This window comes from Pseudomonas sp. NBRC 111139 (assembly GCF_001753955.1).
GTDB lineage: Bacteria > Pseudomonadota > Gammaproteobacteria > Pseudomonadales > Pseudomonadaceae > Aquipseudomonas > Aquipseudomonas alloputida.
The window spans coordinates 20031-40799 of record NZ_BCBP01000053.1; the positions used below are offsets into that span (position 1 = coordinate 20031).

A 20769-nucleotide genomic window follows, 5' to 3' on the forward strand; every position below is an offset into this window, starting at 1 on the left:
GCCGATCTGCGGACCCTGCCATGACTGCCATCGATACCGCTCGCCCGCCCCGGTTCAGCCGCGGCGACCATCGGACCCTGGGCCTGGCGGCGCTGGGTGGCGCGCTGGAAATCTACGACTTCATCATTTTCGTGTTCTTCGCGCTGACCCTCAGCCAGCTGTTCTTCCCGCCCGAGATGCCCGAATGGCTGCGCTTGCTGCAAAGCTTCGGAATCTTCGTCACCGGCTATCTGGCGCGGCCGCTGGGCGGCATCCTGATGGCGCACTTCGCCGACCACCTGGGGCGCAAGCGGGTATTCAGCCTGAGCATCCTGATGATGGCCCTGCCGTGTCTGCTGATCGGGGTGATGCCGACCTATGCCGACATCGGCTATGCCGCCCCGCTGATCCTGTTGGCCTTGCGCATCCTCCAGGGGGCTGCCGTAGGCGGTGAAGTGCCAAGCGCCTGGACGTTCGTTGCCGAGCACGCGCCCAACGGGCGGCGCGGTTATGCCCTGGGCTTTCTGCAGGCCGGGCTGACTTTCGGCTACCTGCTGGGGGCGCTGACCGCCACCTTGCTGGCGCAACTGTTCACCCCGCAGGAAATCCTCGATTACGCCTGGCGCTACCCGTTCCTGTTGGGTGGGGTGTTCGGTGTGGTGGGTGTGTGGCTGCGCCGCTGGCTCAGTGAAACACCGGTGTTCCTCGCCCTGCGCGCGCGCCAGGAGCAACCTGTGAGTTTTCCGCTGCGGCGAGTGCTGGGTGAACACCGCCGGGCATTGATCCCTGCCGCGTTGCTGACCTGTGTGCTGACCTCGGCGGTGGTGGTGCTGGTGGTGATCACGCCGACGGTGATGCAGCAGCGCTTCGGCATGACTGCCGGGCATACCTTCGCCCTCAGCAGTGTGGGCATCGTCTTCCTCAACATGGGCTGCGTGCTGGCCGGGCTGCTGGTCGACCGTGTGGGTGCCTGGCGCGCGCTGATGCTGTATAGCCTGTTGCTGCCGCTGGGTATTGGCGCGTTGTACGCCAGCCTGGTGGGGCAGTGGGGCATGACCTGGCTGGCCTATGCGCTGGCGGGGTTGAGCTGTGGCGTGGTGGGGGTGGTGCCCTCGGTGATGGTGGGGCTGTTCCCGGCGCAGATCCGCGTATCGGGCATTTCCTTCACCTACAACGTGGCCTACGCACTGTGGGCCAGTACCACGCCGTTGGCACTGATTGCGCTGATGCCGTGGAGCCCATGGGTGTGTGTCGGGTTTTGTCTGATCATGGGCGCGGTGGGGCTGCTGACGGCCCTGTATTTCGGGCGTCGTGAGCCTTTGGTGTTTGCGGCTGAGCCGATGCCGGTCATGTGTGGCGACAAATGAGCCGGTAACGGCTGCGGGGCATTGGGGCAGACTTCCAGGTGGGGGCTATTGGAATAACCTATTAGCCAAATTTAACCTGGAAGGTTAATTTCTCATGGAAAAGAGAATGCCTAATTGCCCGCTGGAGCGGGTAAAAGCCCTGGCTGCGGCAAGGCGAATCCGCCCTACGGGTGCTGCATTGAAAGGCGCCAAGGCGCTGGGAATGGATTTTCCGGGCATGCTTGAGGTGATCACCAGCTTGAAGCGCACTGATTTCTACAAGAGCATGACCAGCCATATTGACCACCGGGTTTGGCAGGATGTGTATCGCCCGCTTACAGCAATTGGGTACGTTTATTTGAAATTGTCCGTGGTAGACGACGTGCTCATCGTGTCTTTCAAGGAGTTGTAACCATGAGATGTCCAATATGCGGCGGCTCGGAGCTTGCACCTGACATTCAGGGCATGCCCTATAGCTACAAAGGCGAGATGACAGTGATCCCTGAGGTAAGTGGCGATTACTGCTCCGCATGTGGTGAATGTGTACTGAGTCATGATGAAGCCATGCGCGTCAGTCACTTGATGACGGCATTCGAGCGCCAGGTCAACGCAAATGTTGTGGATCCTTCCTTTATTGCCTCCATACGCAGAAAGTTCGACCTCGACCAGCGTGAAGCGGGGGAAATCTTCGGTGGTGGGGTCAATGCGTTCTCCCGTTATGAAAACGGCAAGACCACACCGCCAGTGGCGTTGGTGAAACTGCTCAAGCTGCTGGATCGCCATCCAGAACTCTTTGAGGAAGTGCGTACTGCCTGATAATGGCAGCCAACAAAAAGCCCCCGGCCCATAAGTACCGGGGGCTTTTTGTTGCCGCAAGGGCAGGGGCCTTACATGTTCGGGTAGTTCGGCCCGCCAGCGCCTTCAGGGGTGACCCAGGTGATGTTCTGGGCCGGGTCCTTGATGTCGCAGGTCTTGCAGTGTACGCAGTTCTGCGCGTTGATCTGGAAACGCTTGTTGCCGTCTTCCTGGGTGACCACTTCGTACACGCCGGCCGGGCAGTAGCGCTGGGCTGGCTCGTCGTACAGCGGCAGGTTGCTGGCGATCGGCACGCTCGGATCGGTCAGCTTCAGGTGGCAGGGTTGTTCCTCTTCGTGGTTGGTGCTGGAGAGGAATACCGAGCTGAGCTTGTCGAAGCTGAGCTTGCCGTCCGGTTTCGGGTAGTCGATCTTTTTCGAGTCGGCGGCCAGCTTGAGGCAGGCATAGTCCGGCTTGGTGTCGTGCAGGGTGAACGGCAGCTTGCCACCGAACCAGTTCTGGTCGACATAGTTGAACGCCGCGCCCAGCAGCGGGCCGAACTTGTGCATGGCCGGGCCGAAGTTGCGGCTGGCGAACAGTTCTTCGTACAGCCAGCTGGCCTTGAAGGCGCTGACATAGCTGTTCAATTGATCGCCGCCTTCGCTACCGGCGATCAATGCGTCGGCCACTGCTTCGGCAGCAAGCATGCCGGACTTCATCGCGGTGTGGCTGCCCTTGATCTTGGCCACGTTCATGGTGCCCAGGTCGCAACCGATCAGCGCGCCACCATTGAAGACCATTTTCGGCAGCGAGTTGATGCCGCCCTTGGCCAAGGCGCGGGCGCCGTAGCTGATGCGCTTGCCGCCTTCGAGGTACTGGCTGATCACCGGGTGGTGCTTGAGGCGCTGGAATTCGTCGAACGGCGACAGGTAGGGGTTGGCGTAGGACAGGTCGACGATGAGGCCGACCACCACCTGGTTGTTTTCCAGGTGATAGAGGAACGAGCCACCGGTGTTTTCCTTGGCCACCACGTCCAGCGGCCAGCCGGCGGTGTGCACCACCAGGCCCTGTTCGTGCTTGGCCGGGTCGATTTCCCAGATTTCCTTCAGACCGATGCCGTAGTGCTGGACGTCGGACTCGCTGTCGAGGTTGAAGCGCTTGATCAGCTGCTTGCCAATATGGCCACGGCAGCCTTCGGCGAACAGGGTGTACTTGGCGCGCAGTTCCATGCCCGGGGTGTACAGGCCGTCCTTGGGGTTGCCTTCACGGTCGACACCGAGGTCGCCGGTAACGATGCCGCGGACCACGCCGTTGTCGTCGAACAGCGCTTCCTGGGCGGCGAAGCCCGGGTAGATTTCCACGCCGAGGTTCTCGGCCTGCTGCGCCAGCCAGCGGCACAGGTTGCCCAGCGAGATGATGTAGTTGCCATGGTTGTGCATGGTCTTGGGCACGAACAGGTCAGGCACCTTGGTCGCGCTGCCGGCATCCTTGAGCACGTAGATGTCGTCGCGCTTCACTTCGGTGTTCAGCGGTGCACCGAGCGCTTTCCAGTCGGGGAACAGCTCGTTCAGGGCGCGGGGCTCGAACACTGCGCCAGAGAGGATGTGGGCGCCGACTTCAGAGCCTTTCTCCACCACGCAGACGCTGATTTCGCTACCGGCTTCGGCGGCCTTCTGCTTCAGGCGGCAGGCGGCGGACAGGCCCGCCGGGCCGGCGCCGACGATGACCACGTCGAATTCCATGTATTCGCGTTCCACTGGTTCTCTCCTACTCATCAAGGCTCGTGCTGTTGCTTTGTCTTATGGGTGCGGGGCATTCGCAGCGGTTCTACGCAACGGCGGAACTGTAGCTGGGCAAATGACGGACTACACCGTTTTGTCTTGGCCGCGCATTATATCTACACCACTTGGCGGGTCCAATACAAACGTTTGTTTGAATTTGCCGCAGGCCAGTAAAATCACAGGAACGCGGCTGGAGGGTGACCGATTTGCCGTATTGACCGGAATGGGTGTTACGGTCAAGATACGAGCGGTTTTACGTTCGCCGTAGGCTTGCAGCCGGGCGCAGGTACACCTCTAAAGACCAGGTGTGGAGCAGGGTTTTGCGGGCTTAGGCCAGTTTGTAGTGGAGTTTACACGCCACGACAGGAAATGACCCGTGAGGATTTGTCGCAAGAGTCCGAACAAGACTGTTTGGTCACTGTGAAGTTGCTGCCTCCCGATACGTTTTTAGAGGTGCCCTTGTACCCACGCGCATCGCTGGGCTCTGCCCCAGGCGACTATCTATTCACCGGAGAGTAACGAGGAATCCATGAAGGTTCTTGTAGCTGTCAAACGAGTGGTCGACTACAACGTCAAGGTTCGCGTCAAAGCGGACAACTCCGGCGTCGACCTTGCTAACGTCAAGATGTCCATGAACCCCTTCTGCGAAATCGCCGTCGAAGAAGCCGTGCGCCTGAAGGAAAAAGGCGTTGCGACCGAGATCGTCGTCGTTTCCGTCGGCCCGACCACCGCCCAGGAGCAACTGCGTACTGCCCTGGCCCTGGGTGCCGACCGTGCCATCCTGGTAGAAGCCGCTGACGAACTGAACTCCCTGGCCGTGGCCAAGGCGCTGAAGGCCGTTGTCGACAAGGAGCAGCCGCAGCTGGTCATCCTCGGCAAGCAGGCCATCGACAGTGACAACAACCAGACCGGCCAGATGCTGGCCGCGCTGACTGGCTTCGCCCAGGGTACCTTTGCGTCCAAGGTCGAAGTCGCTGGCGACAAGCTGAATGTCACCCGTGAAATCGATGGCGGCCTGCAGACCGTTGCGCTGAACCTGCCCGCGATCGTCACCACCGACCTGCGCCTGAACGAGCCACGCTATGCGTCGCTGCCGAACATCATGAAGGCCAAGAAGAAGCCGCTGGAGACTGTTACTCCAGACGCACTGGGCGTTTCCCTCGCCTCCACCAACAAGACCGTGAAGGTTGAAGCCCCGGCTGCCCGCAGCGCTGGCATCAAGGTCAAATCGGTGGCCGAACTGGTCGAGAAGCTGAAGAACGAAGCGAAGGTAATCTAAATGACTATCCTGGTTGTCGCTGAATACGAGAACGGTGCCGTAGCCCCGGCCACCCTGAACACTGTCGCCGCAGCCGCCAAGATCGGTGGTGATGTGCACGTGCTGGTCGCAGGCCAGAACGTCGGTGGCGTTGCTGAAGCCGCTGCCAAAATCGCTGGCGTTGCCAAGGTGCTGGTGGCTGATAACGCTGCCTACGCCCACGTCCTGCCGGAAAACGTCGCGCCGCTGATCGTCGAGCTGGCCAAGGGTTACAGCCATGTGCTGGCCCCGGCTACCACCAACGGCAAGAACATCCTGCCACGTGTTGCCGCGCTGCTGGACGTGGACCAGATCTCCGAGATCATCTCGGTCGAGTCCGCCGACACCTTCAAGCGCCCGATCTATGCGGGTAACGCCATTGCTACCGTGCAATCGAGCGCGGCCATCAAGGTGATCACCGTGCGTACCACCGGCTTCGACGCCGTGGCCGCCGAAGGTGGTTCGGCTGCCGTCGAGGCTGTTGGCGCTGCGCACAACGCCGGTATTTCGGCTTTCGTTGGCGAAGAGCTGGCCAAGTCCGACCGCCCAGAGCTGACCGCAGCCAAGATCGTCGTTTCCGGCGGCCGTGGCATGGGCAACGGTGACAACTTCAAACACCTGTACAGCCTGGCCGACAAGCTCGGCGCCGCCGTCGGTGCTTCGCGCGCCGCGGTCGACGCAGGCTTTGTGCCGAACGACATGCAGGTCGGCCAGACCGGCAAGATCGTTGCGCCACAGCTGTACATCGCCGTCGGTATCTCCGGCGCGATCCAGCACCTGGCCGGCATGAAAGACTCCAAAGTGATCGTGGCGATCAACAAGGATGAAGAAGCGCCGATCTTCCAGGTGGCTGATTACGGCCTGGTTGCTGACCTGTTCGAAGCGGTGCCGGAGCTGGAAAAGCTGGTCTGATCCGTCTGCTTCACTTATAAAGAACCCGGCCCTCGTTTTGAGGGTCGGGTTTTTTTATGGCTTGAGGGGTGAGGGATGACGTTGCGCGGAACGGGCAGGGTGCTGGCATGTGTGGCGCTGTTGGTGTCACCACTGGCCATGGCCGCAGGCAAGTGCGAGCGCCTGGTGGCGACCGGCAGCCCTGATGCGCCGCCCTATTCGTGGCAGGACCCGAAAGACCCGAAGCACCTGGTCGGCGCCAACGTTGACCTGTTGCGCCAGGTGGCGGAAGAGCTGGGTGTGAAGGTCGAGGTGCTGAGTGCCGGTCGCCGTGATCAGGCGCTGGAAGAGGTGCGCAGCGGGCGCATGGACCTGCTGCTCGACACCCCCATGCAGGTGGAGCAACTGACCGCGCTGGACTACATCCATCCGCCGTTGCAGCTCAATGAGTACCTGGTGTGGACCCGCCATGATGCAGCGGTGACCTTTGATGGCCCGGCCGACCTGGCCAGGTACCAGGGCAGTTTGTCCGAGCGTGCGCGCCTGACCCCGGCCTTTACTGCGTTCGCCAAGGCCCAGCTCAAGCTGGTGCCGGCGCAGAACCTGACCCAGGCGTTCCAGAAACTGGTACTCGGCCAGGTGGATTATGTGCTGGCTGGCCGTTACTCCGGTATGGCCATGGCCCAGAGCCTGGGTATGAGCAATGACCTGATAGCCCGCGGCTTGCCGGTGGACAGGCCGGGCCTGTACCTGGCGCTGTCGCACAACTCGGCGTGCAATGACAGCTGGTTGCGTGGGCAATTGGCAAAAAAACTGACAGAATTGCCGATCTCTGGTGCATCCGAAGCTGTGCTGCAACGTAATGTCGAGCGCTGGAAAGCGCAGTTGCACGTGCCTGCGGACGCCCCCAAACACTAGGAAGATTGCGTGAGAACCCAACCACTAATCCTCGCCCTGGCCGTGCTCGGCCTGGCTGGCTGCGCCAATGATCCGGCCCCTGACGAGCAGATGCGCATTTCCGAACAGGCTCTGGACCAGGCCAAGGCCGTCGGCGCCACTGAGCAGGTAGAAACGCTCAAACTGGCTGAAGACAAGCTGGCCCGCGCCAAGGCCAACATGCTTACCCAGGACTATCGCGATGCGCGCATGCGCGCCGAGCAGGCCGAGCTGGATGCGCGCCTGGCCGAGGCCCAGGTGCTGAACCAGAAGAGCGAAGAGCAGCTGCAGGTGCTGCAGTCGCGGGTCAAGCGCTTGCGCAAGCAACTGGAGGTGCAGCCATGATCCGTCGTACGCCTTTGGCTGCATTGGCATTGTTGGCGCTGACGGCAGGTTTGCAAGGTTGTGCCAGCCAGCGCAGCAGTGCCGCGCTGGATGAGGCCACCGTCGCCTTCCAGGGGGTCAAAGATGATTCCGATGTGCTGCGCAGCGCGCCGCGTGACGTGATTCGGGCGGGTGAATCGCTGGCTCGCGCCGAGCGCCTGTCCAGTTACATCGGCACCGGTTCTGATGTGCGGCATTATGCTTACCTCAGCCAGCGCTACAGCGAGATTGCCCGCGAGCATGCCAAGCTGGCGCTGAACCAGGAGCGCCAGGCCAAGCTCGACCTGGAGCGCCAGCGCCTGCAGCTGGCCTTGCGTGAGGCCAAGTTGGCCAGCGTGCAGCAGCAGGGCAAGTGGGTCGAGTCGCAGATTGCCGCGTTGGCTTCGGAGCAGACCGACCGTGGCTTGGTGATGACCTTGGGCGATGTGCTGTTCGATACCGGCAGCGCCGACCTGAAGAACTCGGCCAGCCGGACTGTGCTCAAGCTGGTGCAGTTCCTGCAGCTCAACCCGCGCCGGGTAGTGCGTATCGAGGGCTATACCGACAGTACTGGCGCGGGCGAGGAAAATCTCAAGCTGTCGCGCGACAGGGCGCAGTCCGTGGCCGACATGCTTGTGGACCTGGGCATCGATGAAAAGCGCCTGCAGGTCGAGGGCTATGGCGACCAGTACCCGATCGAGGCCAATGCTTCGGAGCGGGGCAGGGCGCAAAACCGACGAGTGGAGATCGTATTCTCCGATGACAAGGGTCGGCTCGCGCCAGCGCGCTGAGTCTTGTCGAAACGGGCCGCTTTGCGGCCCGTTTTATGTCGGTTTAATCGTTTCGATAGCGGTCACGCTGTTGTATTGTCGACTATGTTGCAATCTGTCCCAGTACACTTTGCAACTGTTACGGTATTCTCTACCGTCAGTGACCCGTACAAGAATAACGAGCATGTCGACATGACCAACCTGCTGCTGTACCAGCGTATCGCCCAGCAACTGGCCGATGATATCCGTCGCGGTGTCTACCAGCCAGGCGAGCGGGTACCTTCCGTGCGCAAGATGAGCGCCCAGCTCAACGTCAGCCATGCCACGGTGTTGCAGGCCTATGCCAATCTTGAGGACCAAGGGCTTATCCGGGCGCGGCCGCAGTCTGGCTATTACGTGCACCAGACCCCTGCCTTGACCGCGCAAACCCCGGACATCGCCCGGGTGGAACGCCCCGGCCTGGTCACGCGCGCCAGCATCATCCAGCAGGTGCTGACTGAGGCGCGCCGCGATGGTGTGTTCCCGTTTGGCGCTGCAGTGCCGCATGTCGACTACCTGCCAGTGCGCGCCCTGCATCAGCAAATCGCCAAGGTGACGCGCTTCCACAGCCCGCGCGCCTTCAGCTACATGTTCAGCCCCGGTTTCGAGCCGCTGCGCCGACAGATTGCCATACGCATGCGCGATGCCGGCGTGCTGGTCGACCCGCGCGAAGTGATCGTGACCCATGGGTGTGTCGATGCCCTGCAGATGTCGCTGCGGGTGCTCACCCGCCCAGGTGACCTGATTGCCGCCGAGTCGCCGACCTATTACGGCTTGCTGCAGCTGGCTGACCTGCTGGGTTTGAAAGTGATCGAAATCCCCAGTGACCCGTCCACCGGTATCAGCCTCGAAGCCTTGCAACTGGCGGCTAACCAATGGTCGATCAAGGCGCTGGTGCTCACTGCGCGCTTGAGCAACCCGCTGGGCGGCACCGTTCCCGAAGAGCGGCAAAAGCAATTGCTGCGCCTGGCCTCGGACTTCGATATCCAGATCATCGAGGATGACATCTACGGTGAGCTGATGTTCGAGCAGGGCAAGACCAAGGCGCTGAAGGCGTTCGACCGGCTGGACCGGGTAATCTACTGTTCGAGCTTCTCCAAGACCCTGTCCCCTGGCGTGCGGGTGGGCTGGATGATCGCCGGGCGTTACCAGGACGAGATTCAGCGCCTGCAGACGTTTACCACCCACTCGGCCTGTAGCGTGACGCAGATGGGCGTGGCAGCCTACCTGGAGAATGGCGGCTACGACCGGCATCTGCGCTACATACGCCAGGAATATCGCAAGAACCTCAGTGCCTATCAGCTGGCAGTGCAGCAGCACTTCCCCGAGGGCACCCAGATGACCCGGCCGACGGGCGGCTTCATTCTCTGGGTGAGCCTGCCGGGTCGGGTCAATACCCAGGAGCTGCATGTGCGCGCGCTGGAGCAGGGCATCAGCATTGCGCCAGGACTGATATTCAGTAACACAGAGCAGTTCAACCACTGTGTCCGACTCAACTGCGGCATTCCTTGGAATAAGGAGGCCGAGCGGGCTGTGATTACGCTCGGTTTGCTGGCGCAGCAGTTGTGCAGGGAGACTGCGGTTACGCTTTTGTAAGGCTTGCAAGCTGCCTGTGGAACAGGGAGCATACGCATTTTTCCTGCCAGTCTGTCCATTTGCCATGAACGTTTTGCGCTGCTTTGTTCTGATCGTGTGCCTTTTGCCGTTTTGCTGCCCGGTCGCCCCTGCCTTGGCTGCGCAACCGGCAAACGAGGTTCAGGCGGCTCAGGGTAAGCACGTGCCAAAAAAGGCGACAGCCAAGCCTGCGCGCAAGCCGGTCAGCAAAGCGGTTGCCAAGCCATTGCCCAAGACAGGGCTGGACCTTAGCTTGCCCGTCGAGATGGTCAACAACCTTGAGCCGAATGTGGGCACGCTTTCCCCAATCCAGCGGCGCAAACCTTTGTTGCCGCCCATGTTCACAGAAAAGCCAGAGACCAATGACAGCCCGTTCCAGCTCAATGGCCGGCTGATCAACAACGAAATGCAGCTGCAACTGCGCAATGATAGCCGTCGTGAGGTGGAGGGCGCTGCCATCGATTTCGAGTATCGCCAATAGGCGAGAACTGACTGCTGGGTCACAGCAGATTTCATCGTGCCAGCAATTTCAAACGACTGTTTGAGCGGTTACTATCCAGGGACGTTCGTCCCGTTTTGTTCCAGGGAGTCCTGATTTTGGTGAATAGCCATGAAATGCCGTGAGGGCTGTGGTGCCTGCTGCATCGCCCCGTCCATCACTTCTGCGATGCCGCGAATGCCCAATGGCAAGCCGGCGGGTGAGCGCTGCCTGCACCTGACTGCGGCCAACCTTTGCGACCTGTTCGGCAAGCCCGAGCGGCCGGCGGTGTGCGGTGGCTTCAAGGCGGATGCCGAGGTGTGCGGCAGTGATCGTGACGAGGCAATCAGGATTCTTGGCTGGTGGGAGCAGATGACGGCGGCGTGACAGGCTGGATCTTCGACAACAAGGATAAACATGATGAGATCGTTCAAGCGTATTGCACTGCTGTGTGGCGTGGGTGTTCTGCTGTCGCCTGTGGCCTGGGCTGAAAACTGGCAAGTGGCCAAGAACGAGGACGGGATCAAGGTATCCCTCAGCGAAGTGGCGGGTTCCAAGTACAAGGCCTATCAGGGCGTTACCGTGATCAAGGCGCCGCTGGCCAAGGTGCAGGCGTTGCAGGAAGATGTGGTGGGTGCCTGCGCATGGATTCATGAGTGCAAGTTGCAGAAATTGCTCAAGCAAGAAGGTGGCCAGACCTGGACCTACACCCAGTTCAATACACCCTGGCCGGTGACGCCGCGTGATTCGGTTTTGCATGTGACCACGGTCAAGGAGACGGACGGCAGCCTGGTGCGTAACCTGAAGGAAGAGCCGACCTATTTGCCGGAAGAGAAGGGCTTTGTGCGGGTGGCCAAGGTTGAGGGCTTCTGGAAGCTGGTGCCCAAGGGCGACAGCACGGAGGTGACCTACCAGGTGCACACCGAGCCGGGCGGCAGCGTGCCGGCAATGGTGGCCAACAAGTTCGTGGTGGATGCGCCGTTCAATACCCTGAAAGCTCTGCGCGAGCGGGCTGAGAAAAACTGAGGTTTAACGCGGCGCGCGGTCTCTGTGGGAGCGGCCTTGCGTCGCGAATGGGGCGCGCAGCGGCCCCCGAATCTTAGGCTTGGCGCAATATTGCGTGGGCTGCTTTGCAGCTCTTTCGCGACGCAAGGTCGCCCCCGCAAAGGCCGCACTGCGACCGGCAGGATTTACAATAAAAAAGGCTGCCCGAGGGCAGCCTTTTACGTTCAGCGATCAACGCTTACTTGCGGTCCTTCAGGGCAACGATGTCACGCTTCTGCTCACCGGTGTACAGCTGGCGCGGACGGCCGATCTTGTACGGGCTGGAGAGCATTTCTTTCCAGTGCGAGATCCAGCCCACGGTACGTGCCAGGGCGAAGATCACGGTGAACATGCTGGTCGGAATGCCGATCGCCTTGAGGATGATCCCCGAGTAGAAGTCGACGTTCGGGTACAGCGAACGCTCGATGAAGTAAGGATCGGTCAGGGCGATCTCTTCCAGGCGCATGGCCAGTTCCAGCTGCGGGTCGTTCTTGATGCCCAGCTCGCGCAGGACTTCGTCGCAGGTCTGCTTCATCACGGTGGCGCGCGGGTCGCGGTTCTTGTACACGCGGTGACCGAAGCCCATCAGCTTGAACGGGTCGTTCTTGTCCTTGGCCTTGGCGATGAATTTGTCGATGTTCGAAACATCGCCGATTTCATCCAGCATGGTCAGTACGGCTTCGTTCGCACCGCCGTGGGCCGGGCCCCACAGTGCAGCGATACCGGCGGCAATACAGGCGAACGGGTTGGCACCCGACGAGCCGGCCAGACGAACGGTGGAGGTGGAGGCGTTCTGCTCGTGGTCGGCGTGGAGGATGAAGATCCGGTCCATTGCCTTGGCCAGCACCGGGCTGATCGGTTTGATCTCGCACGGGGTGTTGAACATCATGTGCAGGAAGTTTTCCGCGTACGACAGGTCGTTGCGCGGGTACATCATCGGCTGGCCCATGGAGTACTTGTAAACCATCGCAGCCAGGGTCGGCATCTTGGCGACCAGGCGCACCGCGGAGATTTCGCGGTGTTGCGGGTTATTGATGTCCAGGGAGTCGTGATAGAACGCCGACAGGGCGCCGACCACGCCGCACATCACCGCCATCGGGTGAGCGTCGCGGCGGAAGCCATTGAAGAAGGACTTCAGCTGCTCGTGAACCATGGTGTGGTTCTTGACGGTGCTGACGAACTGGGCCTTCTGCTCGGCATTCGGCAGTTCGCCGTTGAGCAGCAGGTAGCAGGTTTCGAGGTAGTCGGACTGTTCGGCGAGTTGCTCGATCGGGTAGCCGCGGTGCAGCAGGATACCTTTGTCGCCGTCAATATAGGTGATCTTCGACTCGCACGAGGCAGTCGCCATGAAACCTGGGTCGAAGGTGAAGTGACCAGTGGCCCCTAACCCGCGGACGTCGATTACATCAGGACCAACGGTGCCGGTTAAAATGGGCAGCTCGACGGGGGCAGCGCCCTCGATGACCAACTGCGCTTTTTTGTCAGCCATGTGGCCTCCTATTAATGCTTGAAATCATCAGACAGACCCCCCACGCAGGGCCCGCACCACTATAGAGGGATAAATTCAGATGTCAATTTGCCTAAAGGCTTGTTGAATCAGGCATTCAAGCCTGATTTTTCCCGAAATTCTCGCCCATTTACGCCTTTTGTTCATTAAAGGCAATGCGCTATTTGGGCTACCCCGTCACGTTGTCATAAGCAGCCTAACTGTCTATACTCGGCACCCGACCGCCAGGGGCTTGCAAGCCCGAACTGCTGGGGGTCGCCGTTCCCTGGGTGGTGGGTACCTGACCAGTACACTTACCAACAACTTTGCCCTGATTCGCTAGGGGCTCTTCAGTGTGAAAAAAGCCGTGAAAAGCCAACGACCTGTAAACCTAGACCTAAGGACCATCAAGCTCCCCGTCACTGCGTACACGTCCATCCTGCACCGTATCTCCGGCGTCATCCTGTTCATCGGCCTTGCCATCATGCTTTATGCACTGGGCAAGTCGCTGGGTTCCGAGGAAGGCTTCGGTGAGGTGAAGGCGTGTCTGACCAGCCCGCTGGCCAAGTTCGTGACCTGGGGTCTGCTGTCCGCCCTGCTTTATCACCTCGTGGCAGGTGTTCGTCACCTGATCATGGACATGGGTATCGGTGAGACGCTGGAAGGCGGCAAGCTGGGCTCGAAAATCGTGATCGTCATCTCCGTGGTGCTGATCGTTCTGGTGGGAGTTTGGGTATGGTAACCAATGTCACGAACCTGTCGCGTTCGGGCCTCTATGACTGGATGGCGCAGCGCGTTTCTGCGGTCGTTCTCGCGGCTTACTTCCTCTTCCTGATCGGCTACGTGGTCGCCCACCCAGGCATCGACTACACCCAGTGGCATGGTCTGTTCTCCAACAACGCGATGCGGATCTTCAGTCTGCTGGCCCTCGTTGCCCTGGGCGCTCACGCCTGGGTTGGCATGTGGACCATTGCAACCGACTACCTGACGCCTATGTCGTTCGGCAAGTCGGCAACTGCGATTCGTTTCCTGTTCCAGGCGGTATGCGGCGTTGCGATGTTCGCTTACTTCGTCTGGGGTGTGCAGATTCTCTGGGGTATCTGATCCATGGCTAGCATTCCAACCATTTCCTTCGACGCCATCATCATCGGTGGCGGCGGCGCCGGCATGCGCGCAGCGCTGCAACTGGCTCAAGGCGGCCACAAGACTGCCGTAGTCACCAAGGTCTTCCCGACCCGTTCGCACACCGTATCCGCCCAGGGCGGCATCACCTGCGCCATCGCTTCGGCCGACCCGAACGACGACTGGCGCTGGCACATGTACGATACCGTCAAGGGTTCCGACTACATCGGTGACCAGGACGCTATCGAGTACATGTGTCAGGAAGGCCCGGCTGCGGTCTTCGAACTGGACCACATGGGTCTGCCGTTCTCGCGCACCGAAACCGGCCGCATCTATCAGCGCCCGTTCGGTGGTCAGTCCAAGGACTTCGGTAAAGGTGGCCAGGCCGCCCGTACCTGTGCCGCTTCGGACCGTACCGGTCACGCGCTGCTGCACACCCTGTACCAGGGCAACCTGAAAGCGGGCACCACGTTCCTCAACGAGTACTACGCAGTTGACCTGGTGAAGAACCAGGACGGCGCATTCGTGGGTGTGATCGCCATCTGCATCGAAACCGGCGAAACCCTGTACATCAAGTCCAAGGCCACCGTACTGGCCACTGGCGGTGCAGGCCGTATCTACGCGTCCACCACCAACGCCCTGATCAATACCGGTGACGGTATCGGCATGGCCCTGCGTGCAGGCGTGCCGGTGCAGGACATTGAAATGTGGCAGTTCCACCCGACCGGTATCGCCGGCGCCGGTGTACTGGTCACCGAAGGTTGCCGTGGTGAAGGTGGCTACCTGATCAACGCCCACGGCGAGCGCTTCATGGAGCGTTACGCGCCGAACGCCAAAGACCTGGCCGGCCGCGACGTGGTTGCCCGTTCCATGGTCAAGGAAATCATCGCCGGCAATGGCGTGGGCCCGAACAAGGACCACGTACTGCTGAAGCTGGACCACCTGGGCGAGGAAGTGCTGCACAGCCGCCTGCCAGGTATCTGCGAACTGTCCAAGACCTTCGCCCACGTCGACCCTGTGGTCGCGCCGGTGCCGGTGGTTCCAACCTGCCACTACATGATGGGCGGCGTTGCCACCAACATTCATGGCCAGGCCATCACCATGGACGCCGACGGTCAGGATCACATCATCCCGGGCCTGTTCGCCGTAGGTGAAGTGGCGTGCGTATCGGTTCACGGTGCCAACCGCCTGGGCGGCAACTCGCTGCTCGACCTGGTGGTGTTCGGCCGTGCTGCCGGCCTGCACCTGGAGAAGGCGCTGAGCGAAGGCGTGGAATACCGCGACGCCAGCGACACCGACGTCGATGTTGCCCTGAACCGCCTGAACAAGCTCAACGAGCGTACCAGCGGTGAAGACGTTGCCAGCCTGAAGCGCGAGCTGCAGAGCTGCATGCAGAACTACTTCGGTGTATTCCGTACTGGCGAATACATGCAGAAGGGTATCGAGCAACTGGCCGGTCTGCGTGACCGTATCGCCAACGTCAAGATCAACGACAAGTCCCAGGCCTTCAACACCGCGCGTATCGAAGCGCTGGAGCTGCAGAACCTGCTGGAAGTTGCCGAAGCTACCGCCATCGCGGCGGAAGCCCGTAAAGAGTCCCGCGGCGCTCACGCCCGTGAAGACTTCGAAGACCGTGACGACGAAAACTGGCTGTGCCACACCCTGTACTACCCGGGTGAGAAGCGCGTTGCCAAGCGCGGCGTCAACTTTGCGCCGAAGACTGTTCCAGCCTTCGAACCAAAAGTCCGGACTTACTAAGGGTGGCTGCTATGTTGAAAGTCGAAGTTTATCGTTACAACCCGGACACCGACTCGGCGCCAAAAATGGAGTCGTTCGACGTCGATACCGGCGGCAAGGACCTGATGGTGCTCGATGTATTGGCACTGATCAAGGAAAAGGACGAGGGTTTCTCGTACCGTCGCTCCTGCCGTGAAGGCGTTTGCGGTTCCGACGGCATGAACATGAACGGCAAGAACGGCCTGGCCTGCATCACCCCGCTGTCGGCGGTGGTGAAGGGCGGCAAGCTGGTTCTGCGTCCTCTGCCAGGCCTGCCGGTCATTCGTGACCTGGTGGTCGATATGAGCATCTTCTACAAGCAGTACGAGAAGGTGAAGCCGTTCCTGCAGAACGACACCCCGGCCCCGGCCATCGAGCGCCTGCAATCGCCGGAAGACCGTGACAAGCTGGACGGCCTGTACGAGTGCATCCTGTGCGCGTGCTGCTCGACTTCCTGCCCGTCGTTCTGGTGGAACCCGGACAAGTTCCTGGGCCCGGCAGCCTTGCTGCAAGCCTACCGCTTCCTTGCCGACAGCCGCGATACCAAGGCTCAGGAGCGCCTGGCGTCCCTGGATGACCCGTTCAGCGTATTCCGCTGCCGCGGGATCATGAACTGCGTAAACGTTTGCCCGAAAGGTCTGAACCCGACCAAGGCAATCGGTCACGTACGTAACATGCTGCTGCAAAGCGGCACCTGATACAAAGCGTTGTACCTGCAGTAAGCCGAGGTGCGGGTGGTGAGCCCGCACTGAGGTAAAACCCGAACAAGGGCCCACAAAGCCCGCGTTCATTACCTATGAAGATATGAGACCAGCAGGGGCTTTCCGGGCTGGTACCCGGAAAATCAGCAGGATCCAAGTGGCGTGGTTCAGTCGCTGTTTTCGGACTTTTCCAGGTTTGCTGTGGCTCTCGCCGATCAGTCCCCTAATCGAGGGTGACCAAGCATGCAAGAAAGCGTGATGCAGCGCATGTGGGATAGCGCCCACCTTTCAGGTGGTAACGCTGCATATGTGGAAGAGCTCTACGAGCTCTACCTGCACGACCCTAACGCTGTGCCAGAAGAGTGGCGCACTTACTTCCAGAAGTTGCCAGCCGACGGCAGCACCGCTACTGATGTATCGCACTCGACAATCCGCGACCATTTCGTACTGCTGGCAAAGAACCAGCGCCGCGCCCAACCGGTTTCCGCCGGGAGCGTGAGCAGTGAACACGAGAAGAAGCAGGTTGAAGTTCTGCGACTGATCCAGGCCTATCGTATGCGCGGCCATCAGGCTGCCAAGCTCGACCCGTTGGGGTTGTGGCAGCGCCCTGCGCCCGTAGACCTGTCGATCAATCACTACGGCTTGACCAATGCCGATCTTGATACGACCTTCCGTGCCGGCGACCTGTTCATCGGCAAAGAGGAGGCGAGCCTACGCGACATCTTCGATGCACTCCAGAAGACATATTGTCGCACCATTGGCGCCGAATTCACCCACATCGTCGATTCCGAGCAGCGCAGCTGGTTCCAGCAGCGCCTGGAAAGCGTGCGCGGCCGTCCGGAGTTTTCCGCTGACGTGCAGGCCCACCTGCTCGAGCGCGTGACCGCCGGTGAGGGCCTGGAAAAGTACCTGGGCACCAAGTACCCGGGCACCAAGCGTTTCGGCCTTGAAGGCGGCGAGAGCCTGATTCCGATGCTGGATGAAATGATCCAGCGTTCCGGCTCTTACGGCGCCAAGGAGGTCGTGATCGGCATGGCCCACCGTGGCCGCCTGAACGTGCTGGTGAACACCTTCGGCAAGAACCCGCGCGAGCTGTTCGACGAGTTCGAAGGCAAGAAGATGAACGAGCTGGGCTCCGGTGACGTGAAGTATCACCAGGGCTTCTCCTCGAACGTGATGACCCCGGGTGGCGAAGTGCACCTGGCCATGGCGTTCAACCCGTCCCACCTGGAAATCGTTTCGCCGGTGGTCGAGGGTTCGGTGCGCGCCCGTCAGGACCGCCGCAACGACACCGTTGGCGACAAGGTGCTGCCGATCTCGATCCACGGCGACGCTGCGTTCGCTGGCCAGGGCGTGGTCATGGAAACCTTCCAGATGTCGCAGACCCGCGGTTTCAAGACCGGCGGTACCGTGCACATCGTGATCAACAACCAGGTTGGTTTCACCATCAGCAACCCACTGGATGCGCGCTCCACCGAGTACGCGACCGACGTTGCCAAGATGATCCAGGCACCGATCCTGCACGTGAACGGCGATGACCCGGAAGCCGTGCTGTTCGTCACCCAGCTGGCCATCGACTACCGCATGCAGTTCAAGCGTGACGTGGTCATCGACCTGGTCTGCTACCGTCGCCGTGGTCACAACGAGGCTGACGAGCCGAACGGCACCCAGCCGCTGATGTACCAGCAAATCAGCAAGCAGCGCACTACCCGTGAGCTGTATGCCGAGCAGCTGATCCAGGCCGGTCGCATCGACGCCGAGCGCGCTCAGGCCAAGATCGACGAGTACCGCAACGCGCTGGACAATGGCCTGCACGTGGTGAAAAGCCTGGTCAAGGAGCCGAACCGCGAGCTGTTCGTCGACTGGCGTCCGTACCTGGGCCATGCCTGGACCGCGCGTCACGACACCCGTTTCGACCTCAAGACCCTGCAGGATCTGTCGGCCAAGCTGCTCGAGCTGCCGGAAGGTTTCGTGGTCCAGCGTCAGGTGTCGAAGATCTACGAAGACCGTCAGAAGATGCAGGCCGGTGGCTTGCCGATCAACTGGGGTTATGCAGAGACCATGGCTTACGCCACCCTGCAGTTCGAAGGTCACCCGATCCGCATGACCGGCCAGGACATCGGCCGTGGCACCTTCTCGCACCGTCACGCGGTGCTGCACAACCAGAAGGACGCCAGCACCTACATTCCGTTGCAGAACCTGTTCCCTGGCCAGCCACGTTTCGATCTGTACGATTCGTTCCTGTCCGAGGAGGCGGTACTGGCCTTCGAATACGGCTACTCCACCACCATGCCGAACGCGCTGGTGATCTGGGAAGCCCAGTTCGGCGACTTCGCCAACGGTGCGCAAGTGGTGATCGACCAGTTCATCACCAGTGGTGAGCACAAGTGGGGCCGCCTGTGTGGCCTGACCATGCTGCTGCCACACGGCTATGAAGGGCAGGGGCCGGAGCACTCCTCCGCGCGTCTGGAGCGTTACCTGCAGCTGTGCGCCGAGCACAACATCCAGGTCTGCGTACCGACGACGCCGGCACAGATTTACCACCTGCTGCGTCGCCAGGTCATTCGCCCGCTGCGCAAGCCGCTGGTCGTCCTGACGCCGAAGTCGCTGCTGCGCCACAAGCTGGCCATCTCGACCCTGGAAGACCTGGCAGAAGGCTCGTTCCAGACCGTGATCCCGGAAATCGACGCAATCGATCCGGCCAAGGTCGAGCGTCTGGTGCTGTGCAGCGGCAAGGTCTACTACGACCTGCTGGAAAAACGCCGTGCCGAAGGCCGCGAAGACATCGCCATCCTGCGTATCGAGCAGCTGTATCCGTTCCCTGAGGACGATCTGGTCGAAATCCTCGCCCCTTACACCAACCTCAAGCATGCGGTCTGGTGTCAGGAAGAGCCGATGAACCAGGGTGCCTGGTACAGCAGCCAGCACCACATGCGCCGTATCCTGGGCCGCCACAACAAGGCACTGGTCCTGGAATACGCCGGTCGCGACGCTTCTGCCGCGCCAGCCTGTGGTTACGCTTCGAAGCACGCCGAACAGCAGGAAAAACTGCTGCAAGACGCCTTCACTGTCTAACGCCTTCGCGCACCTGAAACCGAATTTAAGGAAACACAGATAATGGCTATCGAGATCAAAGCCCCAACCTTCCCGGAATCGGTTGCCGATGGCACCGTTGCCACCTGGCACAAGAAGCCGGGCGAAGCCGTCAAGCGTGACGAGCTGATCGTCGACATCGAGACTGACAAGGTTGTCCTGGAAGTACTGGCGACTGCCGATGGCGTGCTGGGCGACATCGTCAAGGGCGAGGGCGACACCGTCCTGTCCGACGAATTGCTGGGTTCGATCGTTGAAGGCGGTGCTGCCGCCGCGCCTGCCGCGGCCGCCGCACCTGCAGCTGCTCCGGCCGCTGCCAGCGCTGACGCCGGCGAAGATGACCCGATCGCTGCCCCGGCTGCGCGCAAGCTGGCTGAAGAAAACGGCATCGACCTGGCTACCGTGGCAGGCACCGGTAAAGGCGGTCGCGTCACCAAGGAAGACGTGGTTGCTGCTGTTGCCAACAAGAAGTCGGCTCCTGCCGCTGCACCGGCTGCCAAGCCTGCCGCTGCTGCCGCTGCCCCGGTTGTCGTCGCCGCTGGCGACCGTACCGAGAAGCGCGTGCCGATGACCCGCCTGCGTGCCAAGATCGCCGAGCGTCTGGTCGAAGCCCAGTCGAACATGGCAATGCTGACCACCTTCAACGAAGTGGACATGACCGAAGTCATGGCCCTGCGTTCGAAGTACAAGGACCTGTTCGAGAAGACCCACAATGGCGTGCGCCTGGGCTTCATGTCGTTCTTCGTCAAGGCTGCCACCGAAGCGCTGAAACGCTTCCCGGCTGTCAACGCCTCGATCGACGGCAACGACATCGTCTATCACGGCTTCGCCGACGTCGGTGTTGCCGTGTCCAGCGACCGTGGCCTGGTGGTGCCGGTGCTGCGTAACGCCGAGTCGATGAGCCTGGCTGAAATCGAGAACGGCATCGCTACCTTCGGCAAGAAGGCCCGTGACGGCAAACTGTCCATCGAAGAGATGACCGGTGGTACCTTCACCATCACCAACGGTGGCACCTTCGGTTCGATGATGTCGACCCCGATCGTCAACCCGCCGCAGGCCGCCATTCTCGGCATGCACAACATCATCCAGCGCCCGATGGCCATCAATGGCCAGGTCGTGATTCGCCCGATGATGTACCTGGCGCTGTCGTACGATCACCGCCTGATCGACGGCAAGGAAGCGGTAACCTTCCTGGTCACTATCAAGAACCTGCTGGAAGATCCGTCCCGCCTGCTGCTGGACATCTAACCCTCTGGCT

The 20769-nt window shown here is 60.9% G+C and carries 20 protein-coding genes; 18 read left to right on the top strand and 2 right to left on the bottom strand.

The genetic code is table 11. The features are described from left to right. The first annotated feature begins 20 nt into the window (after positions 1–20). From BJQ17_RS20970 to BJQ17_RS20980, 3 genes are all read left to right on the top strand, one after another. Positions 21–1346, top strand: a complete 1326-nt coding sequence (locus tag BJQ17_RS20970) for an MFS transporter (protein WP_047604115.1) — start codon at positions 21–23, stop codon at positions 1344–1346. A gap of 94 nt (positions 1347–1440) precedes the next feature. Next, entirely contained in the window at positions 1441–1737 is a 297-nt protein-coding gene (locus BJQ17_RS20975; protein WP_003254238.1) for a type II toxin-antitoxin system MqsR family toxin, read from the top strand. A 2-nt stretch (positions 1738–1739) separates the two neighbouring features. Continuing rightward, positions 1740–2141 (top strand): type II TA system antitoxin MqsA family protein, encoded by a 402-nt coding sequence (locus tag BJQ17_RS20980; RefSeq protein ID WP_003254235.1) that lies wholly within the window; start codon positions 1740–1742, stop codon positions 2139–2141. A gap of 71 nt (positions 2142–2212) precedes the next feature. Here BJQ17_RS20980 and BJQ17_RS20985 read toward each other — a convergent pair whose 3' ends face one another. Next, the gene (locus BJQ17_RS20985; protein WP_023389616.1) at positions 2213–3895 is read right to left on the bottom strand and encodes an electron transfer flavoprotein-ubiquinone oxidoreductase; all 1683 of its coding nucleotides are present in this window, start codon (positions 3893–3895) and stop codon (positions 2213–2215) included. Between the two features lie 535 nt (positions 3896–4430). On the opposite strand from BJQ17_RS20985, the gene BJQ17_RS20990 reads away from it, so the two are divergent. The 9 genes from BJQ17_RS20990 to BJQ17_RS21030 all read left to right on the top strand — a co-directional run bounded on the left by BJQ17_RS20990 (position 4431) and on the right by BJQ17_RS21030 (position 11315). Next, a complete protein-coding gene (locus BJQ17_RS20990) occupies positions 4431–5180 on the top strand; it encodes an electron transfer flavoprotein subunit beta/FixA family protein (protein WP_003254232.1) in 750 nt (249 codons plus the stop codon). Then, the gene (locus BJQ17_RS20995; protein WP_070096583.1) at positions 5181–6110 is read left to right on the top strand and encodes an electron transfer flavoprotein subunit alpha/FixB family protein; all 930 of its coding nucleotides are present in this window, start codon (positions 5181–5183) and stop codon (positions 6108–6110) included. Positions 6111–6185: 75 nt separating this feature from the next. Next, entirely contained in the window at positions 6186–7007 is an 822-nt protein-coding gene (locus BJQ17_RS21000; RefSeq protein ID WP_003254229.1) for an ABC transporter substrate-binding protein, read from the top strand. A 9-nt stretch (positions 7008–7016) separates the two neighbouring features. Next, positions 7017–7370 carry a DUF4398 domain-containing protein gene (locus BJQ17_RS21005; protein ID WP_003254227.1) on the top strand — a complete coding sequence of 118 codons (354 nt, stop codon included), beginning with the start codon at positions 7017–7019 and terminating at the stop codon, positions 7368–7370. Continuing rightward, positions 7367–8179: an OmpA family protein gene (locus BJQ17_RS21010; RefSeq protein ID WP_003254225.1), complete on the top strand. Its 813-nt coding sequence runs from the start codon at positions 7367–7369 to the stop codon at positions 8177–8179. The genes BJQ17_RS21005 and BJQ17_RS21010 overlap by 4 nt, the downstream gene beginning before the upstream one ends. A gap of 171 nt (positions 8180–8350) precedes the next feature. Continuing rightward, complete coding sequence (locus BJQ17_RS21015) at positions 8351–9793, top strand: PLP-dependent aminotransferase family protein (protein ID WP_003254223.1); 1443 nt, start codon at positions 8351–8353, stop codon at positions 9791–9793. Between the two features lie 64 nt (positions 9794–9857). Beyond that, positions 9858–10292: a hypothetical protein gene (locus BJQ17_RS21020; protein ID WP_003254222.1), complete on the top strand. Its 435-nt coding sequence runs from the start codon at positions 9858–9860 to the stop codon at positions 10290–10292. Between the two features lie 129 nt (positions 10293–10421). Beyond that, positions 10422–10676, top strand: a complete 255-nt coding sequence (locus BJQ17_RS21025) for a YkgJ family cysteine cluster protein (RefSeq protein WP_003254220.1) — start codon at positions 10422–10424, stop codon at positions 10674–10676. Between the two features lie 33 nt (positions 10677–10709). Then, positions 10710–11315: an START domain-containing protein gene (locus tag BJQ17_RS21030; protein WP_003254219.1), complete on the top strand. Its 606-nt coding sequence runs from the start codon at positions 10710–10712 to the stop codon at positions 11313–11315. Between the two features lie 217 nt (positions 11316–11532). Here BJQ17_RS21030 and gltA read toward each other — a convergent pair whose 3' ends face one another. Continuing rightward, entirely contained in the window at positions 11533–12822 is a 1290-nt protein-coding gene (gene gltA / locus BJQ17_RS21035; protein WP_003254218.1) for a citrate synthase, read from the bottom strand. 352 nt (positions 12823–13174) lie between these two features. Between gltA and sdhC the strand changes: the two genes are divergently transcribed. The 6 genes from sdhC (at position 13175) to odhB (ending at position 20759) form a co-directional block, all read left to right on the top strand. Continuing rightward, positions 13175–13561: a succinate dehydrogenase, cytochrome b556 subunit gene (sdhC, locus tag BJQ17_RS21040; protein ID WP_008091902.1), complete on the top strand. Its 387-nt coding sequence runs from the start codon at positions 13175–13177 to the stop codon at positions 13559–13561. Then, positions 13555–13923 (top strand): succinate dehydrogenase, hydrophobic membrane anchor protein, encoded by a 369-nt coding sequence (gene sdhD / locus BJQ17_RS21045; protein WP_003254214.1) that lies wholly within the window; start codon positions 13555–13557, stop codon positions 13921–13923. Before sdhC ends, sdhD begins: the two co-directional genes overlap by 7 nt. Positions 13924–13926: 3 nt before the next feature. Beyond that, positions 13927–15699, top strand: coding sequence for a succinate dehydrogenase flavoprotein subunit (gene sdhA / locus BJQ17_RS21050; RefSeq protein WP_003254213.1), 1773 nt, complete (start codon positions 13927–13929; stop codon positions 15697–15699). Between the two features lie 11 nt (positions 15700–15710). Beyond that, positions 15711–16415 carry a succinate dehydrogenase iron-sulfur subunit gene (locus BJQ17_RS21055; RefSeq protein ID WP_070096584.1) on the top strand — a complete coding sequence of 235 codons (705 nt, stop codon included), beginning with the start codon at positions 15711–15713 and terminating at the stop codon, positions 16413–16415. 246 nt (positions 16416–16661) lie between these two features. Continuing rightward, positions 16662–19493, top strand: a complete 2832-nt coding sequence (locus BJQ17_RS21060; RefSeq protein WP_003254210.1) for a 2-oxoglutarate dehydrogenase E1 component — start codon at positions 16662–16664, stop codon at positions 19491–19493. A 42-nt stretch (positions 19494–19535) separates the two neighbouring features. Next, entirely contained in the window at positions 19536–20759 is a 1224-nt protein-coding gene (odhB, locus tag BJQ17_RS21065; RefSeq protein ID WP_003254209.1) for a 2-oxoglutarate dehydrogenase complex dihydrolipoyllysine-residue succinyltransferase, read from the top strand. Positions 20760–20769 lie beyond the last annotated feature (10 nt).